A 21,712-nucleotide genomic window follows, 5' to 3' on the forward strand; every position below is an offset into this window, starting at 1 on the left:
CCACCGTACCGACCGCATCCGCCGCGAGGAGCCCGCATGACCCGGACCACCGATTCCCTTCATCGACGCTGGACGCGCGCCGAGCTGGTCGCTGTCGCCGCCGGCTTCGCATTCGCGGCCCAGGCCGCCGACTACACCGGCCCGCTGTTCGACACCCACCTGCACTACAACGAAGAGGCCTGGAACGGCAGCAGCGGCCCGTTCCCGCCGGCCGAGGCGCTCGCGCGCATGCAGCGCAACGGCGTGCGTGCCATCGTCGGCAACTCGCGGCCCAACGACGGCACGCGCACGCTCGCGGCGCTGCGCGAGACCCGCGAGGCCGGCGTCACCGTGGTGCCCTTCGTGCGGCTGTACCGCAACCGCGCCGACTACAGCAACTGGTTCCGCGACGAGAGCATCCACGAGATGGTGCTGGCCGAACTCGAGCGCGGCACCGCGAGCGGGCCCTACCGCGGCATCGGCGAGTTCCATCTCTACGAGAGCGCCAATGCCAACGGCCCGGTCGCGAAGAAGCTGATGGCGCTGGCCGAGCGCAGGCAGCTCGCCGTGCTCGCGCACGTGGACGACGAGGCGGTCGACCTGCTGATGGCCAACACGCCGAGCCAGGGCCGCGACACGCGGCTGATCTGGGCCCACACCGGCATCGGCGGCACGCCGGTGGCGCGCGTGCGCCAGATGCTAGAGCGCTATCCGAAGCTGATGGGCGAGCTGTCGTACCGCCCGGGCCTGGTCTGCGAGGGCGGCACGCTGTGCGCGCCGTGGCGCGAACTGATCCTGGCCTTTCCCGATCGCTTCCTGATCGGCTCCGACACCTGGGTCAACCAGCGCTGGAGCGCCTACGACGAGCTGATGCGCGGCTACCGCGGCTGGCTCGGCGAGCTTCCGCCCGCGGTGGCGCAGCGCGTGGCCTGGGACAACGCGGCCGGGCTGTTCGGCGTGCGCTGATCCCCAGCCACTGGGCACAAGACGCCCCGGGGGGCGCTGCCTAAGCTGCCATGGACTCTTCCGCAGACCCATGGCCACCATCGAATCGACCCTCTCCCCCCACGGCGAAGCCTTCCAGGCCAATCGCGCCCACATGCTCGCGCTGCTCGAGCGCGTACGCGGCTGCGAGCAGCGCGCCGCCGCCACCTCGGAGCGCTCGCGCGAACGCTTCGAGAAGCGCGGCCAGCTGCTGCCGCGCGAGCGGCTGTCGCTGCTGCTCGACCCCGGCACGCCCTTCCTCGAGCTGTGCTCGCTGGCCGGGCTGGGCCTGGACAACCCCGACCTCGACAAGAGCGTGCCCGGCGGCGGCGTGATCGCGGGCATCGGCCAGGTCTCGGGCCTGCGCGTGATGGTCAATGCCTCCGACTCGGGCATCGACGCCGGCGCGCTGCAGCCCATGGGCATTCCGAAGCAGTTGCGCATCCAGGAGCTCGCGCTCGAGAACCGGCTGCCCTACGTGCAGCTGGTCGAGAGCGCGGGCGCCAACCTCATGACCTACAAGGTCGAGGAATTCGTGACCGGCGGCAGCCTGTTCCGCAACCTCGCGCGGCTGTCGGCCGCCGGCCTGCCGGTGCTGACCGTCACGCACGGTTCCTCGACCGCGGGCGGTGCCTACCAGACCGGCTTGTCGGACTACATCGTGATGGTGCGCGACCGCTCGCGCGCCTTCCTCGCGGGGCCGCCGCTCTTGAAGGCCGCCACGGGCGAGATCGCGACCGAGGAGGAACTGGGCGGCGCGCTCATGCACAGCTCGGTGTCGGGGCTCGGCGACTACCTGGCCGAGGACGACCGCGACGCGATCCGCATCGCGCGCGAGATCCTCGCCCACATCGACTGGAACCGCGAGCTGCCGGCAGCGCCGCCGCGTCGCTTCAAGCCGCCGCGCTTCGACGCCGAGGAACTGCTGGGCATCATGCCGGCCGACCTCAAGCGGCCGGTCGACATGAAGCAGGTGATCGCGCGCATCGCCGACGACTCCGAGTTCCTCGAGTTCGGCGCCGGCTACGGCAGCGCCACCGTGGTCGGCCACTTCAAGATCGAGGGGCTGCCCGTGGGCGTGGTCACCAACAACGGCCCGATCGACAACGCGGGCGCCACCAAGGCCGCGCACTTCATCCAGGCCTGCTGCCAGTCGCGCACGCCGATCCTCTACCTGCAGAACACCACCGGCTTCATGGTGGGGCGCGCGCACGAGGAGGGCGGGATGATCAAGCACGGCTCGAAGATGATCCAGGCCGTGACCAACGCGACCGTGCCGCAGATCACCATCCATTGCGGCGCTTCGTTCGGCGCCGGCAACTACGGCATGTGCGGGCGCGGCTTCCATCCGCGCTTCTGCTTCTCGTGGCCCAACGCGCGCACGGCGGTGATGGGCGGCGAGCAGGCGGCGCAGACCATGGTCAACGTGACCGAGGCCGCGATGCGGCGCAAGGGCGGCGAGATCGACCGCGCGAAGCTTGCCGAGATGGAGCGCCGCATCGTCGAGCGCTTCGACAGCCAGATGAGCGTGTTCACCACCAGCGCGCACGTGCTCGACGACGGCGTGATCGATCCGCGCGACACGCGCGCCGTGCTCGCGAAGCTGCTGGCCGTGTGCCGCGAGGCCGAGCTGCGCGAGCCGCAGCCGATGCAGTTCTCGGTGGCGCGGCCATGAGCGAGGGGACGCAGTCCATGACCTTCCACAAGATCCTGATCGCCAACCGCGGCGAGATCGCGCTGCGCGTGATGCGCAGCGCGCGCGCCCTCGGCTACCGCACGGTGGCGGTGTATTCGAGCGCCGATGCCGGCGCGCGCCATGTGCGCGAGGCCGACCAGGCCGTGTGCATCGGCGAGGCGCTGCCCGCGCAGTCCTACCTGCGCATCGAGGCCATCGTCGAGGCCGCGCGCCGCACCGGCGCCGACGCGGTGCACCCGGGCTATGGCTTCCTGGCCGAGAACGCCGCCTTCGCGCGCGCCTGCGAGGAGGCCGGGCTGGTCTTCATCGGCCCCTCGGCCGAAGCCATCGAGGCCATGGGCCACAAGGCCGGCGCCAAGGCGCTGATGCAGGCCGCGGGCGTGCCCTGCATTCCGGGCTACCAGGGCGAGGACCAGGGCGAGGAGCGGCTCGCGCGGGAAGCCGCGCGCATCGGCTTCCCGGTGATGATCAAGGCCACGGCCGGCGGCGGCGGGCGCGGCATGCGGCTGGTGCCGTCGGCCGAGGAGTTCGCACCCCTGCTGCGCAGCGCGCGTTCGGAGGCGCAGAGCGCCTTCGGCGATCCCGAGGTGATCCTCGAGCGCGCGATCGCGCAGCCGCGGCACATCGAGATCCAGGTCTTCGCCGACCGCCACGGCCATGCGATCCACCTGGGCGAGCGCGACTGCTCGGTGCAGCGGCGGCACCAGAAGCTGATCGAGGAGGCGCCTTCACCGGCGGTGGACGCCGCGCTGCGCGAGCGCATGGGCGCGGCCGCGGTGGCGGCCGTGAGGGCGATCCGTTACGAGGGCGCGGGCACGCTCGAGTTCCTGCTCGATGGCGACGGCCATTTCTACTTCATGGAGATGAACACGCGGCTGCAGGTCGAGCATCCGGTGACCGAGGCCGTGACGGGCCTCGACCTGGTGGAACTGCAGCTGCGCGTGGCCGCGGGCGAGCCGCTGCCTCTCGCGCAGCAGGACGTGCGCTTCGAGGGCCATGCGATCGAGGTGCGGCTGTGCGCGGAAGATGCGGCGCAGGGCTTCGTGCCGCAGAGCGGCACGCTCGCGCTGTGGCGGATGCCGCCGCAACTGCGCGCCGAGCATGCGCTGCATTCGGGCGCCGAGGTGCCGCCGTATTACGACTCGATGATCGCCAAGCTCGTGGCCCATGGCCGCACGCGCGAGGAGGCGCGGCGCAAGCTGGCCACGGGGCTCGAGGATGCGGTGGCGCTGGGCGTGACGACCAACCAGGCCTTCCTGCGCGCCTGCCTCGTGCATCCGGTGTTCGCGGCGGGCGGTGCCACCACGGCCTTCATCGGCGAGCATCAGGCGGCGCTGCTGCAGGCCGACGAGGCCGCGGCCGCACGCGCGGCCGCGCTCGCGGCGGTGCTGCTGTACGAGCGCGCCGACGACGCGCAGGCGCGGCGGCTGCCGCACAAGCTGCCGATCTCGCTGCGCTTCGAGCTCGCGGGGCAGACGCGGCATGCGAGCGTGGTGCTTACCGGGTCGCGCCAGTTCCGGGTCACGCTCGATGCGCAGCCCTTTGCGATCGAACTGATCGAGCACGGCGGCGACAGCGTGCGCTTCGCCTGCGATGGCGTGCACGAGAGCGCCGCGTACTGGCGCGACGGCACCCAGCTGTGGCTGCAGTACCGCGACCGTGCGCTGCGCATCGAGGACACCACGCGCGCGGCTTCCGCACGCCAGGGCGGCGCGGGCGGCGGCGACGGCAAGCTGCGCGCCTCGATGAACGGCCGCGTGGTCGCGGTGCTGGCCGAGCCCGGCCAGGTCGTGCGCGCGGGGCAGCCGCTGCTCACGCTCGAGGCGATGAAGATGGAGCACGTGCATGCCGCGCCGGTCAGCGGCCGGCTGGCCGCGCTGCATGTGCGCATCGGCGACCAGGTCGAGGCGCGCCGCGTCGTGGCCGAGATCGAGGTCGATGCCCCCGTTGCCGAAGGAGTCGCGCCATGAGCACCGCCGCCGTATTGCACGAGAAGCGCGACCGCGCCTTCTGGATCACCATCAACCGTCCCGACAAGCGCAATGCGCTCAACGCCGAGGTGGTGGCCGGCCTGCGCGAAGGCTGGCGCCTCGCGCATGCCGATCCCGAGGTGCGCGCCATCGTGCTGACCGGCGCGGGCGAGAAGGCCTTCTGCGCCGGCGGCGACCTGCAGCCCGGCGCGGGTTTCGCGTTCGACCTCGCGCAGCCCACGCTGGACTACGCCGACCTGCTGCGCGAGACGCAGGCCGGCACCCTGCCGAGCATCGCGCGCATCAACGGCACCTGCATGGCCGGCGGCATCGGCCTCCTGTGCATGACCGACCTCGCGGTGGCCGCGGACACGGTGCAGTTCGGCCTGCCCGAAGTGAAGATCGGCCTGTTCCCGATGCAGGTGCTGAGCCTGCTGCAGCGCATCGTGCCGCGCCGCATCCTGCGCGAGTGGTGCCTGAGCGGCGAGCCCTTCGGCGCGGCCGAGGCGAAGGACGCCGGCCTGCTGAACCACGTGGTGTCGGCCGACGCACTCGATGCCAAGACGCAGTGGCTGCTCGCGCGCCTGACCGACAAGTCGCCGACCGCGATCCGCCGCGGCAAGTACGCGATGCGCGCGCTCGAGGCCATGTCCTTCGACGAAGGCATCGCCTTCACCGAGGGGCAGATCGCGCTGCTCGCGGGCACGCAGGATGCGAAGGAAGGGTTGGCCTCGTTCAACGAGAAGCGCCGGCCGGTCTGGACCGGGCGCTGAGCGCGGCGGGCAGGCTCACACCTTGTCAGGCGAAGGGCGCGCTGGCGACCTCGTCCATGAGCCACTGCGTGAACGACTGCAGCGCCGCGCTCGGCGCGCGGTCCGCGGGACGCACGAGGTAGTAGGCGCTCCCCGGATCGACGGTGTGCGCGAACGGCGCCACCAGCAATCCGGCATCGAGGTCCTCGCGCACCAGCGCCGTGAAGAACAGCGCGAAGCCATGGCCGTCGAGCGCGGTGCGGCGCAGCGCGTGGGAGTCGTCGATGCGGGTGGTGTCGAGCGGGCCAGCCTCCACTCCCGCCGTTGCGAACCAGGCGCTCCAGTGCGCGGCATCGAACTCGTGGAACAGGCGGCGGCCGCGCAGGTCGCGCGGCCTGGGCTTGCGCGGCAGCGTGGCCAGGAGGGCAGGGCTGCACACGGGCGCGAGCGTGCCCGGCACGACCAGCCGGGCCTCGACGCCGGGCCAGCGCCCGTCGCCCCAGCCGATGCCGGCATCGACCGGATCGCGCAGGAAATCGGCGGGCTGGTAGGCATGGTGCAACTGCAGGTGCAGCCGTGGATGCCGCGCCCAGAGCCGCCCGAGGCGCGGCGTGAGCCAGCGCGCCGAGAAGTACGGGGCGACGCTCAAGGTCAGCGTGTCGGGCCGCGCGGCGCGGCGCAGCCGGTCGATCGCGGCCTCGAGGCCCTGGAAGCCCTGGGCGCAATCGGCGCAGAGCTGGCGTCCCTCGGCCGTGAGCTCGATGCGGCGGTGCGAGCGCAGCACCAGCGGCATGCCGAGCTCGGTCTCGAGATGGCGCACGTGGTGGCTCAGGGCCGACTGCGTGACGTGCAGCTCCTCGGCCGCGCGCTTGAAACTGCCGTGGCGGGCCACCGACTCGAAGGCGCGCAGCTTCGTGAGCAGGAACAGGGGCAGCGGCATGCCGGCGATCCTAGAAGTGAGTTTGCTTCACGTCAATGCAGAACGAATCAATTGAACGAAGCAAGGCGGCTTCGCAGAATTCCCCTTCACATCAATGAAGGAAATTCACATGAGCAACCAGCCTGCGGCGTTCGAGATCGCGAAGGGACCGCGCCGCGTCATGACGCTGAGCGAAGCCGAGGTGGCGCGCCTGCTCGATCCGCGCGCACTGCTCGACGGCCTCGAGGATGGCTTTCGTGCGCTCGCGCGCGGCGAGGTGCAGTCGCCGGCGCGGCCCGAGCTCACGGTGCCGGGCCAGGGCTTCTCGCTCGCGATGCCCGCGTGGCGCCCGGGGATGCAGATGGCCATCAAGGTGGTCAACGTCTTCGACGGCAACCTCGCGCTCGGGCTGCCGAACCACCTCGCGATGATCCTGCTGTTCGAGCCCGAGACGGGCATGGCCTCGTGCGTGATGGACGGCACCTTCATCACCGGCATCCGCACGGCCGCTTCGGCGGTGCTGTCGGCGCGGCTCTTGGCGCGCCCGGACGCGCGCGTCGCGACCATCGTGGGCGCGGGCGTGCAGGCGCGCGAGCACCTGCGGCTGCTGCCGCTGGTGCGCGACCTCGAGCGCATCCATGTCTGCGCGCTGCATCCCGAGGAGGCGCGGCGGCTCGCGGCGCGGCATCCGCTCGCGCAGGCCGGCGAGGACATCGAGGCGGCCGTGCGCGACTCGGACATCGTCTGTCTCGCGAGCCACAGCGCCCAGCCGGTGATCCGGCCCGAGTGGCTCAAACCCGGGGCCCACGTGTCCTCGGTCGGCTACCACCCGCCGGCGGGCGAACTGCCGGTGGCGCTCGCGCGCGAGGCGCGCCTGTTCGTGGAGACGCTCGATGCCTTCGAGCCGGTGCCCGTGGGTTGCGCCGAGCTCGCGGGCTGCGACCGCCGGCGCGCGACCACGCTCGGCGAAGTGGTGCTCGGCACTTCGCCGGGGCGGCGCGATGCGCGAGAGATCACGGTCTACAAGGCCATGGGCATCGCGATGGAGGACATGGTGGCGGCCAACCTGGCCCATGCGGCCGCGCTGCGCGAAGGCGGCGGCGCGGCGATGGCGTGGTGAGCCACGTCATCCGCCAGCGGGGCTCTGTAAAGTCGCGGGCAGTCTTCGCAACGCCATGAGCCCCTCTTCCTTGAACTCCATCGATTTCGACTCCACCCGCTTCGACGCCGCCATCGTCGACCTCGACGGCACCACCATCGACACGCTCGGCGATTTCGCCGTGGCCCTGAACCGCATGCTCGAGGACCTCGGCCTCGCCACGCTGCCGCGCGAGCGCATCGAACTGATGATCGGCAAGGGTTCGGAGCACCTGATCCTGTCGGCGCTGCAATACGTGGCCGCGGCGGACGGTGCCGACGCACCCGCCGCCCTGGCACGCGCGCAGGCGCAGTTCGAGCGCGGCTGGGAGCGCTACCAGCACCACTACCTCGCGATCAACGGCCAGCATGCGGCGGTGTATCCGGGCGTGGTCGAGGGGCTGCGGGCGCTGCGCGACCGGGGGTTGAAGCTGGCCTGCCTCACGAACAAGCCGACGGCCTTCGCGAAGCCGCTGCTGGCCCAGAAGGGGCTCGATGGCTTCTTCGAACTCGTGTTCGGCGGCGATGCCTTCGAGCGCAAGAAGCCCGATCCGCTGCCGCTGTTGAAGACCTGCGAGGCGCTGGGCACGCAGCCCGCGCGCACGCTGATGATCGGCGACTCGAGCAACGATGCGCGTGCCGCGCGCGCGGCCGGCTGCCCGGTGGTACTGGTCACCTACGGCTACAACCACGGCGAGCCGGTGCGCGCGGTCGATGCCGACGGCTTCGTCGATTCGCTGGCCGAACTGGCGGCGCCGCGCGACTGAAGCTTCGGCCGCCGCTCAGGATGGCTTGCCGAGCAGCGCGTCCTTGAGCTTCCAGTCGGCCGGGCTCGGGCCGAGCCAGATGCGCAGCAGCGCGTTGAAGAAGGCGGGCTCCTTCACGGGATCGGGCTGCGGCACGCCGCGCACCGTGATCAGCGTGCCGGTGCCGGGCAGCCAGTCGATGGTGAAGGTGTCGCCGGCCTTGAGCTGCTTCTGGTCGGCGAACATCTGGCCCATGCGCAAGAGGCCTGGGATCAATTGGCCCATCTCGCTCTTGGGCGAGTTGTCCTCCACGCCCTTGATGAAGAGCTTGCCGAGCTCGTTGGCGTCGATGTCGCGCAGCATGGTGATCGCCACGCGCTTCGGGCCGGGCACGGCCAGCGCTTCCTCGGGGGTCGAGGCCTTGCGGCCCAGGTAGAGGCCGGCCGTGTAGACCTTGAGGATGGCCTTGTAGCGCACGCCGGCGCCATTGAGCTGCAGCGGCGTGCCGCGCAGATCGAGGCTGTCCTCGAGCTTGACGCCCGCGACATCGACCGGGGCGGCGCGCGCCGGAGAGGCGATGGCCAGCGCCGCGGCGAGACCGGCCAGCAGGCACAGGCGCGCGAGCGGTCGTGACACGAGCGGAAGTGCGGTCGAGCGTGCGGACAAGGCGGCCTCCTCTGGAATTTGCGAACGGTCGTGCGAATGTATCTTTTCGTTTTATCGCTTCGGCTCCGGGGGAACCCTGAAGCCCGGCCTTGCGCGTGCTGTCGTTTTCGTGGGCTAAACTCCGGCCCTCATGTTCGTTCATCACATCCATCAAACAGGTGAAGGCAGCCGGGGAGCCTGGCCCTGGCGTACGCCATCGACGCTGCCTGTTTGATTGCACGGCGCACGCCGTGCGCCCGCGGTTCCGGACGCATCGACGCCGAACCACCTCCTCTGTTTGTGAATGAGACCGCTCCCGGCCGATGAAAGCGCGCCGGGCCGGCTTTCCGGAGAACGACACGTGATCACCGAACTCGAATTCAAGAGCCTCAGCGCCCAGGGCTACAACCGCATCCCGCTGATGGCCGAGGCCTTTGCCGACCTCGAAACCCCCCTGTCCCTGTACCTCAAGCTGGCCCATTCGCAGGGCGGCGGCAAGCACAGCTTCCTGCTCGAATCGGTCGTGGGCGGCGAGCGCTTCGGCCGCTACAGCTTCATCGGCCTGCCGGCGCGCACCCTGCTGCGTGCCAGCGGCTTCGGTGCCGAGGCCGTCACCGAAGTCGTGACCGACGGCCAGGTGGTCGAGACCGCCGCGGGCAATCCGCTCGACTTCGTGGCGCAGTACCAGAAGCGCTTCAAGGTCGCGCTGCGGCCCGGGCTGCCGCGCTTCTGCGGCGGGCTGGCCGGCTACTTCGGCTACGACACCGTGCGCCACATCGAGCGCAAGCTCGAGCAGAGCTGCCCGCCCGACACGCTCGGCTGCCCCGACATCCTGCTGCTGCAGTGCGAGGAACTGGCGGTCATCGACAACCTCTCGGGCAAGCTCTACCTGATCGTCTATGCCGATCCCAAGCAGCCCGAGGCCTATGCCAACGCCAAGCGCCGGCTGCGCGAGCTCAAGGAGAAGCTCAAGTACTCGGTGAGCGCGCCGATCGTGAAGCCCACGCAGCCGCATCCGGCCGAGCGCAGCTTCGCCAAGGCCGACTACCTCGCGGCGGTGGAGCGCGCCAAGGAGATGATCGCCGCCGGCGACTTCATGCAGGTGCAGGTGGGCCAGCGCATCAGCAAGCGCTACACCGAGTCGCCGCTGTCGCTGTACCGCGCGCTGCGCTCGCTCAATCCCTCGCCCTACATGTACTACTACCACCTGGGCGACTTCCACGTGGTGGGCGCCTCGCCCGAGATCCTGGTGCGCCAGGAGCACACCGGCGAGGGCGAGCAGAAGATCACCATCCGCCCGCTGGCCGGCACGCGCCCGCGCGGTGCCTCGATCGAGCTCGACAAGGCGGCCGAGGTCGAGCTGATCAGCGATCCCAAGGAACGCGCCGAGCACGTGATGCTGATCGACCTCGCGCGCAACGACATCGGCCGCATCGCCAAGACCGGCACGGTGAAGGTGACGGAAGCCTTCGCGGTGGAGCGCTACAGCCACGTGATGCACATCGTGAGCAACGTCGAGGGCACGCTGAAGGACGGCATGACCGCCATCGACGTGCTCAAGGCCACCTTCCCGGCCGGCACGCTGACCGGCGCGCCCAAGGTGCATGCGATGGAGCTGATCGACCAGCTCGAGCCCACCAAGCGCGGCCTGTACGGCGGCGCCTGCGGCTACATCAGCTACGCGGGCGACATGGACGTCGCGATCGCGATCCGCACCGGCATCGTGAAGGACCAGGTGCTGCACGTGCAGGCCGCGGCCGGCGTGGTGGCCGATTCGGTGCCCGAGCTCGAGTGGAAGGAGACCGAGGCCAAGGCGCGCGCGCTGCTGCGTGCGGCCGAACTGGTCGAGGAAGGCCTGGAATGAGCAACGCACCCGATATCCAGAACGATTTCTCGCACGAGATCATCGGCGCCGCCGTCGAGGTGCAGCGCGTGCTCGGCACGGGGCTCGACGAACGCGCCTATGCCGCGGCGCTGGCCATCGAGCTCGCCGAGCGCGAGATCGGCTTCGCGCGCGATGTGCCGCTGTCGGCGAGCTACAAGGGCCGTTCGCTCGGCGAGGTCTATCGCGCGGGCTTCGTGATCGAGCAATCGGTCATCGTCGAACTCAAGGCGGTCGACGCGCTGACCGACCTGCATCGCGCGCAGGTGCTCGCCGCGCTGCGCCTGTCGGGCCTCAAGCTGGGCCTCCTGATCAACTTCAACGTGTTCCCCGTCGTCAAGGGCGTGCACCGGATTGTGAGCAAGCCATGAAACTGCTGATGATCGACAACTACGATTCGTTCACCTACAACATCGTCCAGTACTTCGGCGAGCTGGGTGCGGATGTGCAGGTGCATCGCAACGACGAGATCACGGTCGCGCAGATCGGCGAGCTGATCGCCTCGGGCGTGACGCGGCTGGTGGTGTCGCCCGGGCCGTGTTCGCCGGCGGAAGCGGGCGTGTCGGTGGCGGCCATCGAGGCCTTCGCGGGCAAGCTGCCCATTCTCGGCGTGTGCCTCGGCCACCAGGCCATCGGCGCGGCCTTCGGCGGCAGGATCGTGCGCGCGCAGCAGCTCATGCACGGCAAGACCAGCGAGATCACGACCACGCAGGAGGGCGTGTTCGCGGGGCTGCCGAAGACCTTCGTCGTCAACCGCTACCACTCGCTGTCGATCGAGCGCGCGAGCTGCCCCGAGGCGCTGGCCGTCACGGCCTGGACCGACGACGGCGAGATCATGGGCGTGCGGCACACCGGGTATGCGCACGACGTGCGCATCGAAGGCGTGCAGTTCCACCCCGAATCGATACTCACCGAGCACGGCCACGCCATGCTCAAGAACTTCCTGGACTGAAGCCATGACCGACCGCAGCGCCATCGTCGACCTTCGCAGCGACACCGTCACGCAACCCACGCCGGCGATGCGCGACGCCATGATGGCGGCGCCGCTGGGCGACGACGTTTTCGGCACCGATCCGAGCGTGAACGCGCTGCAGGAGAGGATCGCGGCGCTGCTGGGCTTCGAGGCGGCGCTGTTCGTGCCGACCGGCACGCAGAGCAATCTCAGCGCGATCCTCGCGCACTGCGGGCGCGGCGACGAGTACATCGTCGGTCAGATGGCGCACTGCTACCGCTGGGAAGGCGGCGGCGCGGCGGTGTTCGGCAGCGTGCAGCCGCAGCCGCTGGACCACGCGGCCGACGGCACGTTGCCGCTCGCGCAGATCGAGGCGGCGATCAAGCCCGACGACGCGCACTTCGCGCGCACCCGGCTGCTGGCGCTCGAGAACACGCTGGGCGGCAAGCTGCTGCCCTTCGACTACGTGCAGGCGGCGACCGAACTCGCCGCGCGCCACGGGTTGCAGCGACACCTGGATGGCGCGCGGCTCTTCAACGCGGCGACCGCGCAGGCGGCGAAGAACGGAAGCACCGACGTGCGCGCCGAGGCGCGCCGCATCGCGCAATGCTTCGACAGCGTGTCGGTGTGCTTCAGCAAGGGCCTGGGCGCGCCGATCGGCTCGGCGCTGGTCGGTTCGCGCGACTTCATCGCGCGCGCCCACCGCATCCGCAAGATGGCGGGCGGCGGCATGCGCCAGGCCGGGCTGCTCGCGGCCGCGGCCGCGCATGCGCTCGAGCACCACGTCGACCGGCTGGCCGACGACCATGCGCTGGCGCTGCGCCTCGCGCAGGGGCTCGCGGGCATCGAGGGGCTGAAGCTCGAGATGCCGCACACCAACATCGTCTTCGTCGACCTCGAGGGCGAGGCCAGGGCGCGCTCGGCGGGGCTGATCGAGAGCCTCGAGCGCCAGGGCATCCTGGCCACGGGCCTGTACCGGCTGCGCTTCGTGACGCACCTCGATGTCGATGCCGCCGGTGTCGACCGCGCGGTGGCCGCGATCCGGGCCTACTTCGCCGCCTGATCCGTCGTTCGAGGAGAGGAGAACGCCATGCCCGATCTTCCCCATCTGCTGGCCTTCATCGCCGCCGGCTGGCTGCTGAACCTGACGCCGGGGCCCGACGTGCTCTACGTGGTCACCAACTCGCTGCGCTCGGGCGTGCGAGCCGGCATCGTCGCCGGGCTCGGCATCACCGCCGGCTGCTTCGTCCACATCTTCGCGGCGGCCATTGGCGTCGGCACGCTGATGGCGACCTCGGCCGCGGCCTTCGCGGTGCTCAAGTACATCGGCGCGGCCTACCTGCTGTACCTGGGCGTGCGCATGCTGCTGTCGCGCGCCGCGCCGCCGACCGACCTGGCGCAGGCCGCGGCGGCCACCGGGGCGCGCAGCCTGGAGGCGATCTTCCTCGGCGGCTTCTGGACCAATGTGCTTAACCCCAAGGTGGCGCTGTTCTTCCTGGCCTTCGTGCCGCAGTTCATCGCGCCCGGGGCGGAAAACAAGGCGCTGTATTTCGTGCTGCTCGGCGTGCTGTTCAACCTCAACGCGATCCCCGTCAACGTGGGCTGGGCGCTGGCGGCGGGCTGGATGGCGCGCCGCGGTGCCGTGCAGAAGGGCATGCACTGGCTCGACCGCGCCGCCGGCGTTCTTTTCATCGGCTTCGGCCTCAAGCTCGCGTTCACCGACGCCCCCGCGGCGCGCATCGGCCGCTGATTCATCCCGAGGAGACTTTCCATGATCACCCCCCAGGAAGCGCTGCAGCGCACCATCGAGCACCGCGAAGTCTTCCACGACGAGATGCTGCACATCGTGCGGCTGATCATGAGCGGCGAGTGTTCGCCCGTGATGATGGCCGCGCTGATCACCGGGCTGCGCGTGAAGAAGGAGACCATCGGCGAGATCACCGCCGCCGCGCAGGTGATGCGCGAGGTGTCGACCAAGGTGCCGGTGTCCGACAGCACGAACCTGGTCGACATCGTGGGCACCGGTGGCGACGGTTCGCACACCTTCAACATTTCGACCTGCTCGATGTTCGTCGCGGCCGCGGCCGGCGCCAAGGTCAGCAAGCATGGCGGGCGCAGCGTGTCGAGCAAGTCGGGCAGTGCCGACGTGCTGGAGTCGCTGGGCGTCAACATCAACCTCAAGCCCGAGCAGATCGCGCGCTCGATCGAGCAGTCGGGCATCGGTTTCATGTTCGCGCCGAACCATCATCCGGCCATGAAGAACGTGGCGCCGGTGCGCAAGGAACTCGGCATCAAGACCATCTTCAACATCCTGGGCCCGCTGACCAACCCGGCCGGCGCCCCCAACATCCTGATGGGCGTGTTCCATCCCGACCTGGTGGGCATCCAGGTGCGCGCGCTGCAGCGCCTGGGCACCGAGCATGCGATGGTGGTCTACGGCCGCGACGGCATGGACGAGATCTCGCTGGGCGCGGCCACGATGGTGGGCGAGCTCAAGAACGGCGAGATCAGCGAGTACGAGCTGCACCCCGAGGACTTCGGCTTCCAGATGTCGAGCAACCGCGCGCTGCGCGTGGAGACGCCCGAGCAGTCGAAGGCGATGCTGCTCGGCGTGCTCGACAATCAGGCCGGCCCGGCGCTCGACATCGTGCTGCTCAACGCCGGTGCGGCGCTGTACGCGGCCAACGTGGTCGACTCGGTGGCCGCGGGCGTGACGCGTTCGCGCGAGGCCATCGCTTCGGGCGCGGCCAAGGCGAAGCTCGCCGAACTGGTGCGGGTCACCACCTCGGTCTGAGCCAGGAATCCAGCAGGAGCAAGAGAGAAGCCATGTCCGACATCCTCGACAAGATCGTCGCCGTCAAGCACCAGGAAGTGGCCGCCGCGAAGCAGCGCAGCCCGCTGGAGGCGGTTCGCTTCGACGCCGAAAGCCGCGTGCTGACGCGCGATTTCGAAGGCGCGCTGCGCGCCAGGATCGCGGCCGGCCAGGCCGCCGTGATCGCCGAAGTCAAGAAGGCCAGCCCGAGCAAGGGCGTGCTGCGCGCCGATTTCATTCCGGCCGACATCGCGCAGAGCTATGCCGAAGGCGACGGCAAGATCAGCGCGGCCTGCCTCTCGGTGCTGACCGACAAGCAGTTCTTCCAGGGCGGCATCGACTACCTGAAGCAGGCGCGCGCCTCGTGCGAGCTGCCGGTGCTGCGCAAGGACTTCATCGTCGATGCCTACCAGGTGTACGAATCGCGCGCGATCGGCGCCGATGCGATCCTGCTGATCGCCGCCTGCCTCGACGACGCGCAGATGAAGGACTTCGAGGCCATCGCGCACGGGCTGGGCATGGCTGTGCTGGTCGAGGTGCACGACGCGGCCGAGCTCGAGCGCGCGCTGCGCCTCAAGACCCCGCTGGTGGGCGTCAACAACCGCAACCTGCGCAATTTCGAGGTCTCGATCCAGGCCACCATCGGCCTGCTGCCGGGCCTGCCGAAGGAGCGCCTCGCGGTGACCGAATCGGGCATCGCCACGCGCGAGGACGTCGCCACGCTGCGCGCCGCGGGCGTGCATGCCTTCCTGGTCGGCGAGGCCTTCATGCGCGCCGAGGAGCCTGGCGAAGCCCTCGCGGCGTTGTTCAAATGAGCCGCGCGGATCAGCTGTCGAGCAGCGATCCCGCCGACTGGCCGGTGGCGCCGGGCTGGCAGCCGCTGGTCGATGGCTTCTTCGGCGGTGCCGTGGGGCAGAAGCTGCAGGCCTTCCTGCGCGAGCGTCTCGATGCGGGCACCGTGATCTTCCCGCCGCAGCCGCTGCGCGCGCTGGAGCTCACGCCGCCCGAGGACGTGCGTGTCGTGATCCTGGGGCAGGACCCGTACCACGGGCGCGGCCAGGCCGAGGGGCTGGCCTTCTCCGTGGCGCCCGGCGTGGCGCTGCCACCCTCGTTGCGCAACATCTTCAAGGAGCTTCAGCGCGACCTCGGCACGCCGCCGCCGCCGTTCCCGAACCCGGGCGGCAGCCTGGTGAAGTGGGCGACGCATGGCGTGCTGCTGCTCAACACCTGCCTCACGGTCGAGGAGGCCCAGCCGGCCAGCCATTCGGGGCGCGGCTGGGAGGTGCTGACGGACGCCGTGATCCGCCATGTCTCCGACGGCCCGAAGCCTGTTGTTTTCATGCTATGGGGCTCGCACGCGCAGAGTAAGCGTGCGTTGATCGACGTTGGCCGCCATAAGGTGCTGATGTCGAATCATCCGTCGCCGCTCTCAGCCTTGCGCCCGCCCGTTCCGTTCATCGGATGCGGACATTTCGGCGAAGCGCGCGCCTGGCGCGAGGCGCACCAGAAGGGGGCCTGAAAATTCGCGGATAATCGCCCGCAGTTCATTCCTCGAACGGTTTCCTTCGCTCCTTTCGGTGCTCGGGTTTCTGCATAGTCACAAAACCGTGCTATATTTCGAGGTTCGCCGGAGAGGTGGCCGAGTGGTTAATGGCAGCAGACTGTAAATCTGCCCTCTAACGAGTACGCTGGTTCGAATCCAGCCCTCTCCACCAGCGATGAATTTGGTTTCTAAGAGCGATTGGATCTAGCGCTTTGGGTGCCTTGAAGTGCCCCCGATGCGGGAGTAGTTCAATGGTAGAACCCCAGCCTTCCAAGCTGATGACGCGGGTTCGATTCCCGTCTCCCGCTCCAGAGACCGAGTTTGATGCAGGTTATGGCAAATGCCCTTTTGGCTCAGTGGTAGAGCACTCCCTTGGTAAGGGAGAGGTCGCGGGTCCGATTCCCGCAAAGGGCACCAGTTTTTCCCAGGGGTTGCAAGAGCAGCGTTGCGACCTTATCTGCGTACGTTGATATCGTTTTTTTCGGAGTCGAAAAATGGCAAAAGGTAAATTCACCCGCACGAAGCCGCACGTGAACGTGGGCACGATCGGTCACGTTGACCATGGCAAGACGACGCTGACGGCCGCGATCGCGACGGTGCTGTCGTCGAAGTTCGGCGGCGAAGCCAAGGCCTACGACCAGATCGACGCTGCGCCCGAAGAGAAGGCTCGCGGCATCACGATCAACACCGCGCACGTCGAGTACGAAACGGCCAACCGCCACTACGCACACGTCGACTGCCCCGGCCACGCCGACTACGTGAAGAACATGATCACCGGCGCCGCCCAGATGGACGGCGCGATCCTGGTGTGCTCGGCCGCCGACGGCCCGATGCCCCAGACGCGTGAGCACATCCTGCTGGCTCGCCAGGTGGGCGTGGGCTACATCATCGTGTTCCTGAACAAGTGCGACATGGTCGACGACAAGGAACTGCTCGAGCTGGTCGAAATGGAAGTCCGCGAACTCCTCGACAAGTACGAATTCCCCGGCGACGACACCCCGATCATCCACGGCTCGGCGAAGCTGGCCCTGGAAGGCGACAAGGGCGAGCTCGGCGAAGGCGCGATCATGAAGCTGGCCGAAGCCCTGGACACGTACATCCCGACGCCCGAGCGCGCCGTGGACGGCACGTTCCTGATGCCCGTGGAAGACGTGTTCTCGATCTCGGGTCGCGGCACGGTGGTGACCGGCGCTGTCGAGCGCGGCGTGATCAAGGTCGGTGAAGAAATCGAAATCGTGGGCATCCGCCCGACGGTCAAGACCACCTGCACCGGCGTGGAAATGTTCCGCAAGCTGCTGGACCAGGGTCAAGCCGGCGACAACGTGGGCGTGCTGCTGCGCGGCACGAAGCGCGAAGAAGTCGAGCGCGGCCAGGTGCTGTGCAAGCCCGGTTCGATCAAGCCGCACACGCACTTCACCGCCGAGGTGTACGTGCTGTCGAAGGATGAAGGCGGCCGTCACACGCCGTTCTTCAACAACTACCGCCCGCAGTTCTACTTCCGCACGACGGACGTGACCGGCGCGATCGAGCTGCCGAAGGATAAGGAAATGGTCATGCCTGGCGACAACGTCAGCATCACCGTGAAGCTGATCAACCCGATCGCGATGGAAGAAGGCCTGCGCTTCGCCATCCGCGAAGGCGGCCGTACCGTGGGTTCGGGCGTCGTGGCCAAGATCCTCGACATCTAAGTCGGGCAAGAGTAGCGGAGGGGTATAGCTCAATTGGCAGAGCGTCGGTCTCCAAAACCGAAGGTTGTAGGTTCGATTCCTACTGCCCCTGCCACCTAGGGTGGCCTCCGAAAACGACCCGCCGGCCTCCGGCGGGAAGGCAAAAAAGCCCGTCGAGACCCGACGGGCTTCGCCGTCTCAACGCGGCGACATGAATTGAGGCCGAAGGGCCGCAGGAAATCAGCCGAACATGGCCACTTCTCAAATCGAAACCGTGAGCACCGGTGCCGACAAGGCCAAGCTGGCCGTGGCGGCGCTGCTGGCCGTGGGCGCCATCGTGGCGTTCTACCTGCTGGCGCGCCAGGGCTCGCTGGTGCAGTGGGCCGCGCTGCTCGTGGGCCTGGCCGCCGCCGTGGCGACCTTCGGCAGTTCCGAGAACGGCCGTCAGCTCTGGGCCTTCGGCCGCGATTCGTGGCGCGAGGTCAAGAAGGTCGTCTGGCCGACCCGCAAGGAAGCGATGCAGATGACGGCTTATGTGTTCGCCTTCGTGGCGATCATGTCCGTCTTCCTCTGGCTCACCGACAAAACGCTCGAATGGGTGTTTTTTGACCTCATCCTGGGCTGGAAAAAGTAAGAACCAATGACCGACGACGCTGTTGAAACCACGCCGCCGGAGGAAAACGCCTCCGTCCTTGCGCCTGCTGCCAATCCCGATCTGCGTTGGTATGTGGTGCATGCCTATTCGGGCATGGAGAAGGCCGTCGAGCGGAACATCACCGAGCGCATCAACCGCGCCGGCATGCAGGACAAGTTCGGCCGCATCCTGGTTCCGACCGAGGAAGTGGTCGAGATCAAGAACGGCCAGAAGCGCACCACCGAGCGCCGCTTCTTCCCGGGCTACGTGCTGGTCGAAATGATCATGGACGACGAGAGCTGGCACCTGGTGAAGCACACCAACAAGGTGACGGGCTTCGTGGGCGGCGCCAAGAATCGTCCGGCCCCGATCTCGCAGAAAGAGGTCGAGGACATCGTCAGCCAGATGCAGCAGGGCACCGAGAAGCCGCGCCACAAGGTCGAGTTCACCGTGGGCGAACTCGTGCGCGTCAAGGAAGGTCCGTTCACCGACTTCAACGGCTCGGTCGAGGAAGTCAACTACGAGAAGAGCAAGGTGCGCGTCTCGGTCATGATCTTCGGCCGCGCCACCCCGGTGGAACTCGAATTCAGCCAGGTCGAAAAGACCTGATGCCCGCCCGGTCTTCGGATCGGGCCATATTCCGGCAGCGCGCTATCCGACTCGGCGCGCGGCCTTGATCGAAGAGTCGTTCACCCCGGGGAGCCCAGGCCACAGGCCTCGGCGATATCACCCGCAAGGAGTAAAGCATGGCGAAAAAAATCGTCGGCTTCATCAAGCTGCAAGTGCCAGCTGGTAAGGCCAACCCGTCCCCGCCGATCGGTCCCGCACTCGGTCAGCGCGGTCTGAACATCATGGAGTTCTGCAAGGCGTTCAACGCCCAGACGCAGAGCTACGAGCCGGGTCTGGCGCTGCCGGTGGTCATCACCGCTTTCGCCGACAAGAGCTTCACCTTCATCATCAAGTCGCCGCCCGCTGGCGTGCTGATCAAGAAGGCCATCAAGCTCGACAAGGGCTCCAAGCGCCCGAACACCGAGAAGGTCGGCAAGATCACGCGCGCCCAGCTCGAAGAGATCGCAAAGACCAAGATGAAGGACCTGACCGCTGCCGACATGGACGCCGCGGTTCGCACCATCGCTGGTACGGCCCGTTCCATGGGCGTGAATGTGGAGGGCGTGTAAATGGCCAAGATCACCAAGAAGCAGAAGTCGCTCGAAGGCAAGGTCGACAGCACCAAGCTGTACCCGCTGACTGACGCGATCACCATCGTCAAGGAAGCCGCCACCGCCAAGTTCGACGAATCGATCGACGTGGCCGTGCAGCTCGGCATCGACGCGAAGAAGTCGGACCAGGTCGTGCGTGGCGCCGTCGTGCTGCCCAACGGCACCGGCAAGACCAAGCGCGTGGCCGTGTTCGCCCAAGGCGCCAAGGCTGAAGAAGCCAAGGCCGCCGGCGCCGACATCGTCGGCATGGACGACCTGGCTGCCATGGTCAAGGCGGGCGACATGCCCTTCGACGTCGTGATCGCCGCTCCCGACGCGATGCGCGTGGTCGGTACGCTCGGCCAGATCCTCGGCCCGCGCGGCCTGATGCCGAACCCGAAGGTCGGCACCGTGACGCCCGACGTCGCGACCGCCGTGAAGAACGCCAAGGCCGGCCAGGTGCAGTTCCGCGTCGACAAGGCCGGTATCGTGCACGGCACGATCGGTCGCCGTTCGTTCGACAGCGACAAGCTGCAAGGCAACCTCGCCGCGCTGATCGATGCCCTGGTCAAGGCCAAGCCGGCCTCGAGCAAGGGTGTCTACCTGCGCAAGGTCGCCGTGTCGTCGACGATGGGCGTGGGTGTCCGCGTGGACACGCAGACCATCGCCGCTGCCTGATCCCAGGCAGGAGCGAAGGCAAAAGTAGATTGGCCCGGCTCCGGTTCCGCAAGGGACGGGGCAGGGCGAATGTGGTGGGTCGCGGCGGCTTCGGTTGCCGCGGGCCATCCAAGACCGCTGGTGTGCAGGTCGCCTGCACTTAATCGCCCGGCCCCCGCCGGGCAGCCAGCGCAGATGGCGATCCCGCTGCAAGGAATTCGAGTTTTCCGACGAATGGGTTCCGAACAGTTGGTCGCTGCATGAGGCGCGGTCCGAGGTTCATGAAACAGCCGAAGACCGCATTGAAAAGGAGTAGACCTTGAGTCTGAATCGCAGTGAGAAAGAAGCGGTCATCAATGAAGTGACCAGCCTCGCCGCAAAAGCTCAAACGCTCGTGATGGCGGAATACCGTGGCATCACGGTGGCCGACATGACCAAACTGCGCAGCGAAGCTCGCAGCAAGGGTGTGAGCCTGAGTGTTCTGAAGAACACCCTGGCCCGCCGTGCTGTGGCTGGCAGCGCGTTTGAGATCGTCGGCGACCAGATGACCGGTCCGCTGATCTATGGCTTCTCCGAAGACGCCGTGGCCGCCGCGAAGGTGGTGGCCGATTTCGCGAAAACCAACGACAAGCTGGTGATTCGCGGTGGCGCATTCGGTGGCAAGGCCCTGGACGTCGACGGCGTGAAGCAACTGGCCAACATCCCTTCCAAGGAAGTGCTGCTGGCGCAACTGCTGGGCTTGATGCAATCGCCGATCTCTCGTACCGCCCGCGTGCTCGCGGCGCTGGCCGAGAAGCGCGGTGGTGGCGAAGCTGCACCCGCCGATGCACCGGCAGAAGCGCAAGCGGCTTGATCGCCAAGCCTTGCGTTTGAAAAATTCAACCCAATTGTTAGGAAACCAAAATGGCATTCGATAAAGACGCATTTCTGACCGCGCTGGACAGCATGACGGTCCTCGAGCTCAACGACCTGGTCAAGGCCATCGAAGAGAAGTTCGGCGTGAGCGCCGCTGCAATGGCTGCTCCGGCTGCCGGTGGTGGCGGTGCCGCCGCTGCCGCGGTCGAAGAGAAGACCGAATTCAACGTCGTGCTGGCTGACGTCGGCGCGAACAAGGTGTCGGTCATCAAGGCCGTGCGCGAAATCACCGGCCTGGGCCTCAAGGAAGCCAAGGACCTGGTGGAAGCCGCTCCCAAGGCCGTCAAGGAAGGCCTGTCGAAGGCTGACGCCGACGCTGCCAAGAAGAAGCTGGAAGAAGCCGGCGCCAAGGTGGAACTGAAGTAATTCGGTCCCCCTCGAGGGCTGGAGGTGCCTGAAAAGGCCCTCCAGCCTTTGCCGCTTTCAGAGCGCACTCAAAAGTCGGCTCGATGCCGGCTTTCCCGGAGACCGAAGGGTCGAAGGAAAAGCCAAATCAAGACGTTTTTTGAGTGTCTTCTGACCCCGACTGCAGAAGACCCCTTGGTTCGGGCGATGTGCAACGCATCGCTGTCCGCCAACGGCTGGTAGTGGCCAGCCGCCAAGCAGTGGTGCCGTTCGTCCCG

Annotated in this window: 23 protein-coding genes and 4 tRNA genes; 25 read left to right on the forward strand and 2 right to left on the reverse strand. The window is 68.1% G+C overall.

The window, feature by feature from the left end; translation table 11 throughout:
• The first annotated feature begins 36 nt into the window (after nucleotides 1-36).
• The 4 genes from AC1HIL_RS07860 (at nucleotide 37) to AC1HIL_RS07875 (ending at nucleotide 5,402) form a co-directional block, all read left to right on the forward strand.
• Nucleotides 37-945 (forward strand): amidohydrolase family protein, encoded by a 909-nt coding sequence (locus tag AC1HIL_RS07860; protein ID WP_479671529.1) that lies wholly within the window; start codon nucleotides 37-39, stop codon nucleotides 943-945.
• Between the two features lie 70 nt (nucleotides 946-1,015).
• Nucleotides 1,016-2,638: an acyl-CoA carboxylase subunit beta gene (locus AC1HIL_RS07865; protein ID WP_479671530.1), complete on the forward strand. Its 1,623-nt coding sequence runs from the start codon at nucleotides 1,016-1,018 to the stop codon at nucleotides 2,636-2,638.
• Between the two features lie 17 nt (nucleotides 2,639-2,655).
• A complete protein-coding gene (locus tag AC1HIL_RS07870; protein WP_479671531.1) occupies nucleotides 2,656-4,629 on the forward strand; it encodes an acetyl/propionyl/methylcrotonyl-CoA carboxylase subunit alpha in 1,974 nt (657 codons plus the stop codon).
• On the forward strand, nucleotides 4,626-5,402 hold the full coding sequence (locus tag AC1HIL_RS07875) for an enoyl-CoA hydratase/isomerase family protein (protein WP_479671532.1): 777 nt from the start codon (nucleotides 4,626-4,628) through the stop codon (nucleotides 5,400-5,402). Before AC1HIL_RS07870 ends, AC1HIL_RS07875 begins: the two co-directional genes overlap by 4 nt.
• A gap of 25 nt (nucleotides 5,403-5,427) precedes the next feature.
• Here AC1HIL_RS07875 and AC1HIL_RS07880 read toward each other — a convergent pair whose 3' ends face one another.
• A complete protein-coding gene (locus tag AC1HIL_RS07880; protein WP_413761574.1) occupies nucleotides 5,428-6,321 on the reverse strand; it encodes a LysR substrate-binding domain-containing protein in 894 nt (297 codons plus the stop codon).
• A 109-nt stretch (nucleotides 6,322-6,430) separates the two neighbouring features.
• On the opposite strand from AC1HIL_RS07880, the gene AC1HIL_RS07885 reads away from it, so the two are divergent.
• Together AC1HIL_RS07885 and AC1HIL_RS07890 are read left to right on the forward strand one after the other, a co-directional pair.
• Nucleotides 6,431-7,420: an ornithine cyclodeaminase family protein gene (locus AC1HIL_RS07885; protein ID WP_479671533.1), complete on the forward strand. Its 990-nt coding sequence runs from the start codon at nucleotides 6,431-6,433 to the stop codon at nucleotides 7,418-7,420.
• A 55-nt stretch (nucleotides 7,421-7,475) separates the two neighbouring features.
• Complete coding sequence (locus tag AC1HIL_RS07890; protein ID WP_479671534.1) at nucleotides 7,476-8,204, forward strand: phosphoglycolate phosphatase; 729 nt, start codon at nucleotides 7,476-7,478, stop codon at nucleotides 8,202-8,204.
• 15 nt (nucleotides 8,205-8,219) lie between these two features.
• Here AC1HIL_RS07890 and AC1HIL_RS07895 read toward each other — a convergent pair whose 3' ends face one another.
• Nucleotides 8,220-8,849, reverse strand: coding sequence for a chalcone isomerase family protein (locus tag AC1HIL_RS07895; protein ID WP_479671535.1), 630 nt, complete (start codon nucleotides 8,847-8,849; stop codon nucleotides 8,220-8,222).
• A 340-nt stretch (nucleotides 8,850-9,189) separates the two neighbouring features.
• On the opposite strand from AC1HIL_RS07895, the gene trpE reads away from it, so the two are divergent.
• The 19 genes from trpE (at nucleotide 9,190) to rplL (ending at nucleotide 21,455) form a co-directional block, all read left to right on the forward strand.
• Complete coding sequence (gene trpE / locus AC1HIL_RS07900) at nucleotides 9,190-10,692, forward strand: anthranilate synthase component I (protein WP_479671536.1); 1,503 nt, start codon at nucleotides 9,190-9,192, stop codon at nucleotides 10,690-10,692.
• Nucleotides 10,689-11,081: a GxxExxY protein gene (locus tag AC1HIL_RS07905; protein ID WP_209542402.1), complete on the forward strand. Its 393-nt coding sequence runs from the start codon at nucleotides 10,689-10,691 to the stop codon at nucleotides 11,079-11,081. The genes trpE and AC1HIL_RS07905 overlap by 4 nt, the downstream gene beginning before the upstream one ends.
• Nucleotides 11,078-11,662, forward strand: coding sequence for an anthranilate synthase component II (locus AC1HIL_RS07910; RefSeq protein WP_057597579.1), 585 nt, complete (start codon nucleotides 11,078-11,080; stop codon nucleotides 11,660-11,662). The genes AC1HIL_RS07905 and AC1HIL_RS07910 overlap by 4 nt, the downstream gene beginning before the upstream one ends.
• A 4-nt stretch (nucleotides 11,663-11,666) precedes the next feature.
• Nucleotides 11,667-12,725 (forward strand): low-specificity L-threonine aldolase, encoded by a 1,059-nt coding sequence (gene ltaE, locus AC1HIL_RS07915; protein WP_479671537.1) that lies wholly within the window; start codon nucleotides 11,667-11,669, stop codon nucleotides 12,723-12,725.
• A gap of 27 nt (nucleotides 12,726-12,752) precedes the next feature.
• Nucleotides 12,753-13,412 carry a LysE family translocator gene (locus AC1HIL_RS07920; RefSeq protein WP_479671538.1) on the forward strand — a complete coding sequence of 220 codons (660 nt, stop codon included), beginning with the start codon at nucleotides 12,753-12,755 and terminating at the stop codon, nucleotides 13,410-13,412.
• A 21-nt stretch (nucleotides 13,413-13,433) separates the two neighbouring features.
• Nucleotides 13,434-14,456: an anthranilate phosphoribosyltransferase gene (gene trpD / locus AC1HIL_RS07925; RefSeq protein WP_261217018.1), complete on the forward strand. Its 1,023-nt coding sequence runs from the start codon at nucleotides 13,434-13,436 to the stop codon at nucleotides 14,454-14,456.
• Between the two features lie 32 nt (nucleotides 14,457-14,488).
• On the forward strand, nucleotides 14,489-15,289 hold the full coding sequence (gene trpC / locus AC1HIL_RS07930) for an indole-3-glycerol phosphate synthase TrpC (protein ID WP_057597585.1): 801 nt from the start codon (nucleotides 14,489-14,491) through the stop codon (nucleotides 15,287-15,289).
• Complete coding sequence (locus AC1HIL_RS07935) at nucleotides 15,286-15,993, forward strand: uracil-DNA glycosylase (RefSeq protein ID WP_057597588.1); 708 nt, start codon at nucleotides 15,286-15,288, stop codon at nucleotides 15,991-15,993. The genes trpC and AC1HIL_RS07935 overlap by 4 nt, the downstream gene beginning before the upstream one ends.
• A 110-nt stretch (nucleotides 15,994-16,103) precedes the next feature.
• Nucleotides 16,104-16,189: transfer RNA gene (locus AC1HIL_RS07940), tRNA-Tyr, on the forward strand.
• A gap of 65 nt (nucleotides 16,190-16,254) precedes the next feature.
• A tRNA-Gly gene (locus tag AC1HIL_RS07945) sits at nucleotides 16,255-16,328 on the forward strand.
• Between the two features lie 31 nt (nucleotides 16,329-16,359).
• A tRNA-Thr gene (locus AC1HIL_RS07950) sits at nucleotides 16,360-16,434 on the forward strand.
• Between the two features lie 77 nt (nucleotides 16,435-16,511).
• Nucleotides 16,512-17,705 carry an elongation factor Tu gene (tuf, locus tag AC1HIL_RS07955; RefSeq protein ID WP_093356177.1) on the forward strand — a complete coding sequence of 398 codons (1,194 nt, stop codon included), beginning with the start codon at nucleotides 16,512-16,514 and terminating at the stop codon, nucleotides 17,703-17,705.
• A gap of 18 nt (nucleotides 17,706-17,723) precedes the next feature.
• Nucleotides 17,724-17,799, forward strand: a tRNA-Trp gene (locus AC1HIL_RS07960).
• Nucleotides 17,800-17,934: 135 nt separating this feature from the next.
• Entirely contained in the window at nucleotides 17,935-18,318 is a 384-nt protein-coding gene (gene secE / locus AC1HIL_RS07965) for a preprotein translocase subunit SecE (protein ID WP_057596631.1), read from the forward strand.
• A gap of 6 nt (nucleotides 18,319-18,324) precedes the next feature.
• The gene (gene nusG, locus AC1HIL_RS07970; protein WP_064262260.1) at nucleotides 18,325-18,927 is read left to right on the forward strand and encodes a transcription termination/antitermination protein NusG; all 603 of its coding nucleotides are present in this window, start codon (nucleotides 18,325-18,327) and stop codon (nucleotides 18,925-18,927) included.
• Nucleotides 18,928-19,064: 137 nt separating this feature from the next.
• Nucleotides 19,065-19,496, forward strand: coding sequence for a 50S ribosomal protein L11 (gene rplK / locus AC1HIL_RS07975; protein WP_479671539.1), 432 nt, complete (start codon nucleotides 19,065-19,067; stop codon nucleotides 19,494-19,496).
• Nucleotides 19,497-20,195, forward strand: coding sequence for a 50S ribosomal protein L1 (gene rplA / locus AC1HIL_RS07980; protein ID WP_057596630.1), 699 nt, complete (start codon nucleotides 19,497-19,499; stop codon nucleotides 20,193-20,195). It begins immediately after the preceding gene.
• A gap of 298 nt (nucleotides 20,196-20,493) precedes the next feature.
• On the forward strand, nucleotides 20,494-21,027 hold the full coding sequence (gene rplJ / locus AC1HIL_RS07985; protein ID WP_057596629.1) for a 50S ribosomal protein L10: 534 nt from the start codon (nucleotides 20,494-20,496) through the stop codon (nucleotides 21,025-21,027).
• A 50-nt stretch (nucleotides 21,028-21,077) separates the two neighbouring features.
• Nucleotides 21,078-21,455 (forward strand): 50S ribosomal protein L7/L12, encoded by a 378-nt coding sequence (gene rplL, locus AC1HIL_RS07990; RefSeq protein ID WP_057596628.1) that lies wholly within the window; start codon nucleotides 21,078-21,080, stop codon nucleotides 21,453-21,455.
• Nucleotides 21,456-21,712 lie beyond the last annotated feature (257 nt).

Source organism: Variovorax sp. ISS6, assembly GCF_056523145.1.

Coding starts and splice junctions, on each gene's coding strand:
- AC1HIL_RS07860 (WP_479671529.1), top strand. CDS start 37: ATGACCCGGACCACCGATTCCCTTCATCGACGCTGGACGCGCGCCGAG.
- AC1HIL_RS07865 (WP_479671530.1), top strand. CDS start 1,016: ATGGCCACCATCGAATCGACCCTCTCCCCCCACGGCGAAGCCTTCCAG.
- AC1HIL_RS07870 (WP_479671531.1), top strand. CDS start 2,656: ATGACCTTCCACAAGATCCTGATCGCCAACCGCGGCGAGATCGCGCTG.
- AC1HIL_RS07875 (WP_479671532.1), top strand. CDS start 4,626: ATGAGCACCGCCGCCGTATTGCACGAGAAGCGCGACCGCGCCTTCTGG.
- AC1HIL_RS07880 (WP_413761574.1), bottom strand. CDS start 6,321: ATGCCGCTGCCCCTGTTCCTGCTCACGAAGCTGCGCGCCTTCGAGTCG.
- AC1HIL_RS07885 (WP_479671533.1), top strand. CDS start 6,431: ATGAGCAACCAGCCTGCGGCGTTCGAGATCGCGAAGGGACCGCGCCGC.
- AC1HIL_RS07890 (WP_479671534.1), top strand. CDS start 7,476: ATGAGCCCCTCTTCCTTGAACTCCATCGATTTCGACTCCACCCGCTTC.
- AC1HIL_RS07905 (WP_209542402.1), top strand. CDS start 10,689: ATGAGCAACGCACCCGATATCCAGAACGATTTCTCGCACGAGATCATC.
- AC1HIL_RS07910 (WP_057597579.1), top strand. CDS start 11,078: ATGAAACTGCTGATGATCGACAACTACGATTCGTTCACCTACAACATC.
- ltaE (WP_479671537.1), top strand. CDS start 11,667: ATGACCGACCGCAGCGCCATCGTCGACCTTCGCAGCGACACCGTCACG.
- AC1HIL_RS07920 (WP_479671538.1), top strand. CDS start 12,753: ATGCCCGATCTTCCCCATCTGCTGGCCTTCATCGCCGCCGGCTGGCTG.
- trpD (WP_261217018.1), top strand. CDS start 13,434: ATGATCACCCCCCAGGAAGCGCTGCAGCGCACCATCGAGCACCGCGAA.
- trpC (WP_057597585.1), top strand. CDS start 14,489: ATGTCCGACATCCTCGACAAGATCGTCGCCGTCAAGCACCAGGAAGTG.
- AC1HIL_RS07935 (WP_057597588.1), top strand. CDS start 15,286: ATGAGCCGCGCGGATCAGCTGTCGAGCAGCGATCCCGCCGACTGGCCG.
- tuf (WP_093356177.1), top strand. CDS start 16,512: ATGGCAAAAGGTAAATTCACCCGCACGAAGCCGCACGTGAACGTGGGC.
- secE (WP_057596631.1), top strand. CDS start 17,935: ATGGCCACTTCTCAAATCGAAACCGTGAGCACCGGTGCCGACAAGGCC.
- nusG (WP_064262260.1), top strand. CDS start 18,325: ATGACCGACGACGCTGTTGAAACCACGCCGCCGGAGGAAAACGCCTCC.
- rplK (WP_479671539.1), top strand. CDS start 19,065: ATGGCGAAAAAAATCGTCGGCTTCATCAAGCTGCAAGTGCCAGCTGGT.
- rplA (WP_057596630.1), top strand. CDS start 19,497: ATGGCCAAGATCACCAAGAAGCAGAAGTCGCTCGAAGGCAAGGTCGAC.
- rplL (WP_057596628.1), top strand. CDS start 21,078: ATGGCATTCGATAAAGACGCATTTCTGACCGCGCTGGACAGCATGACG.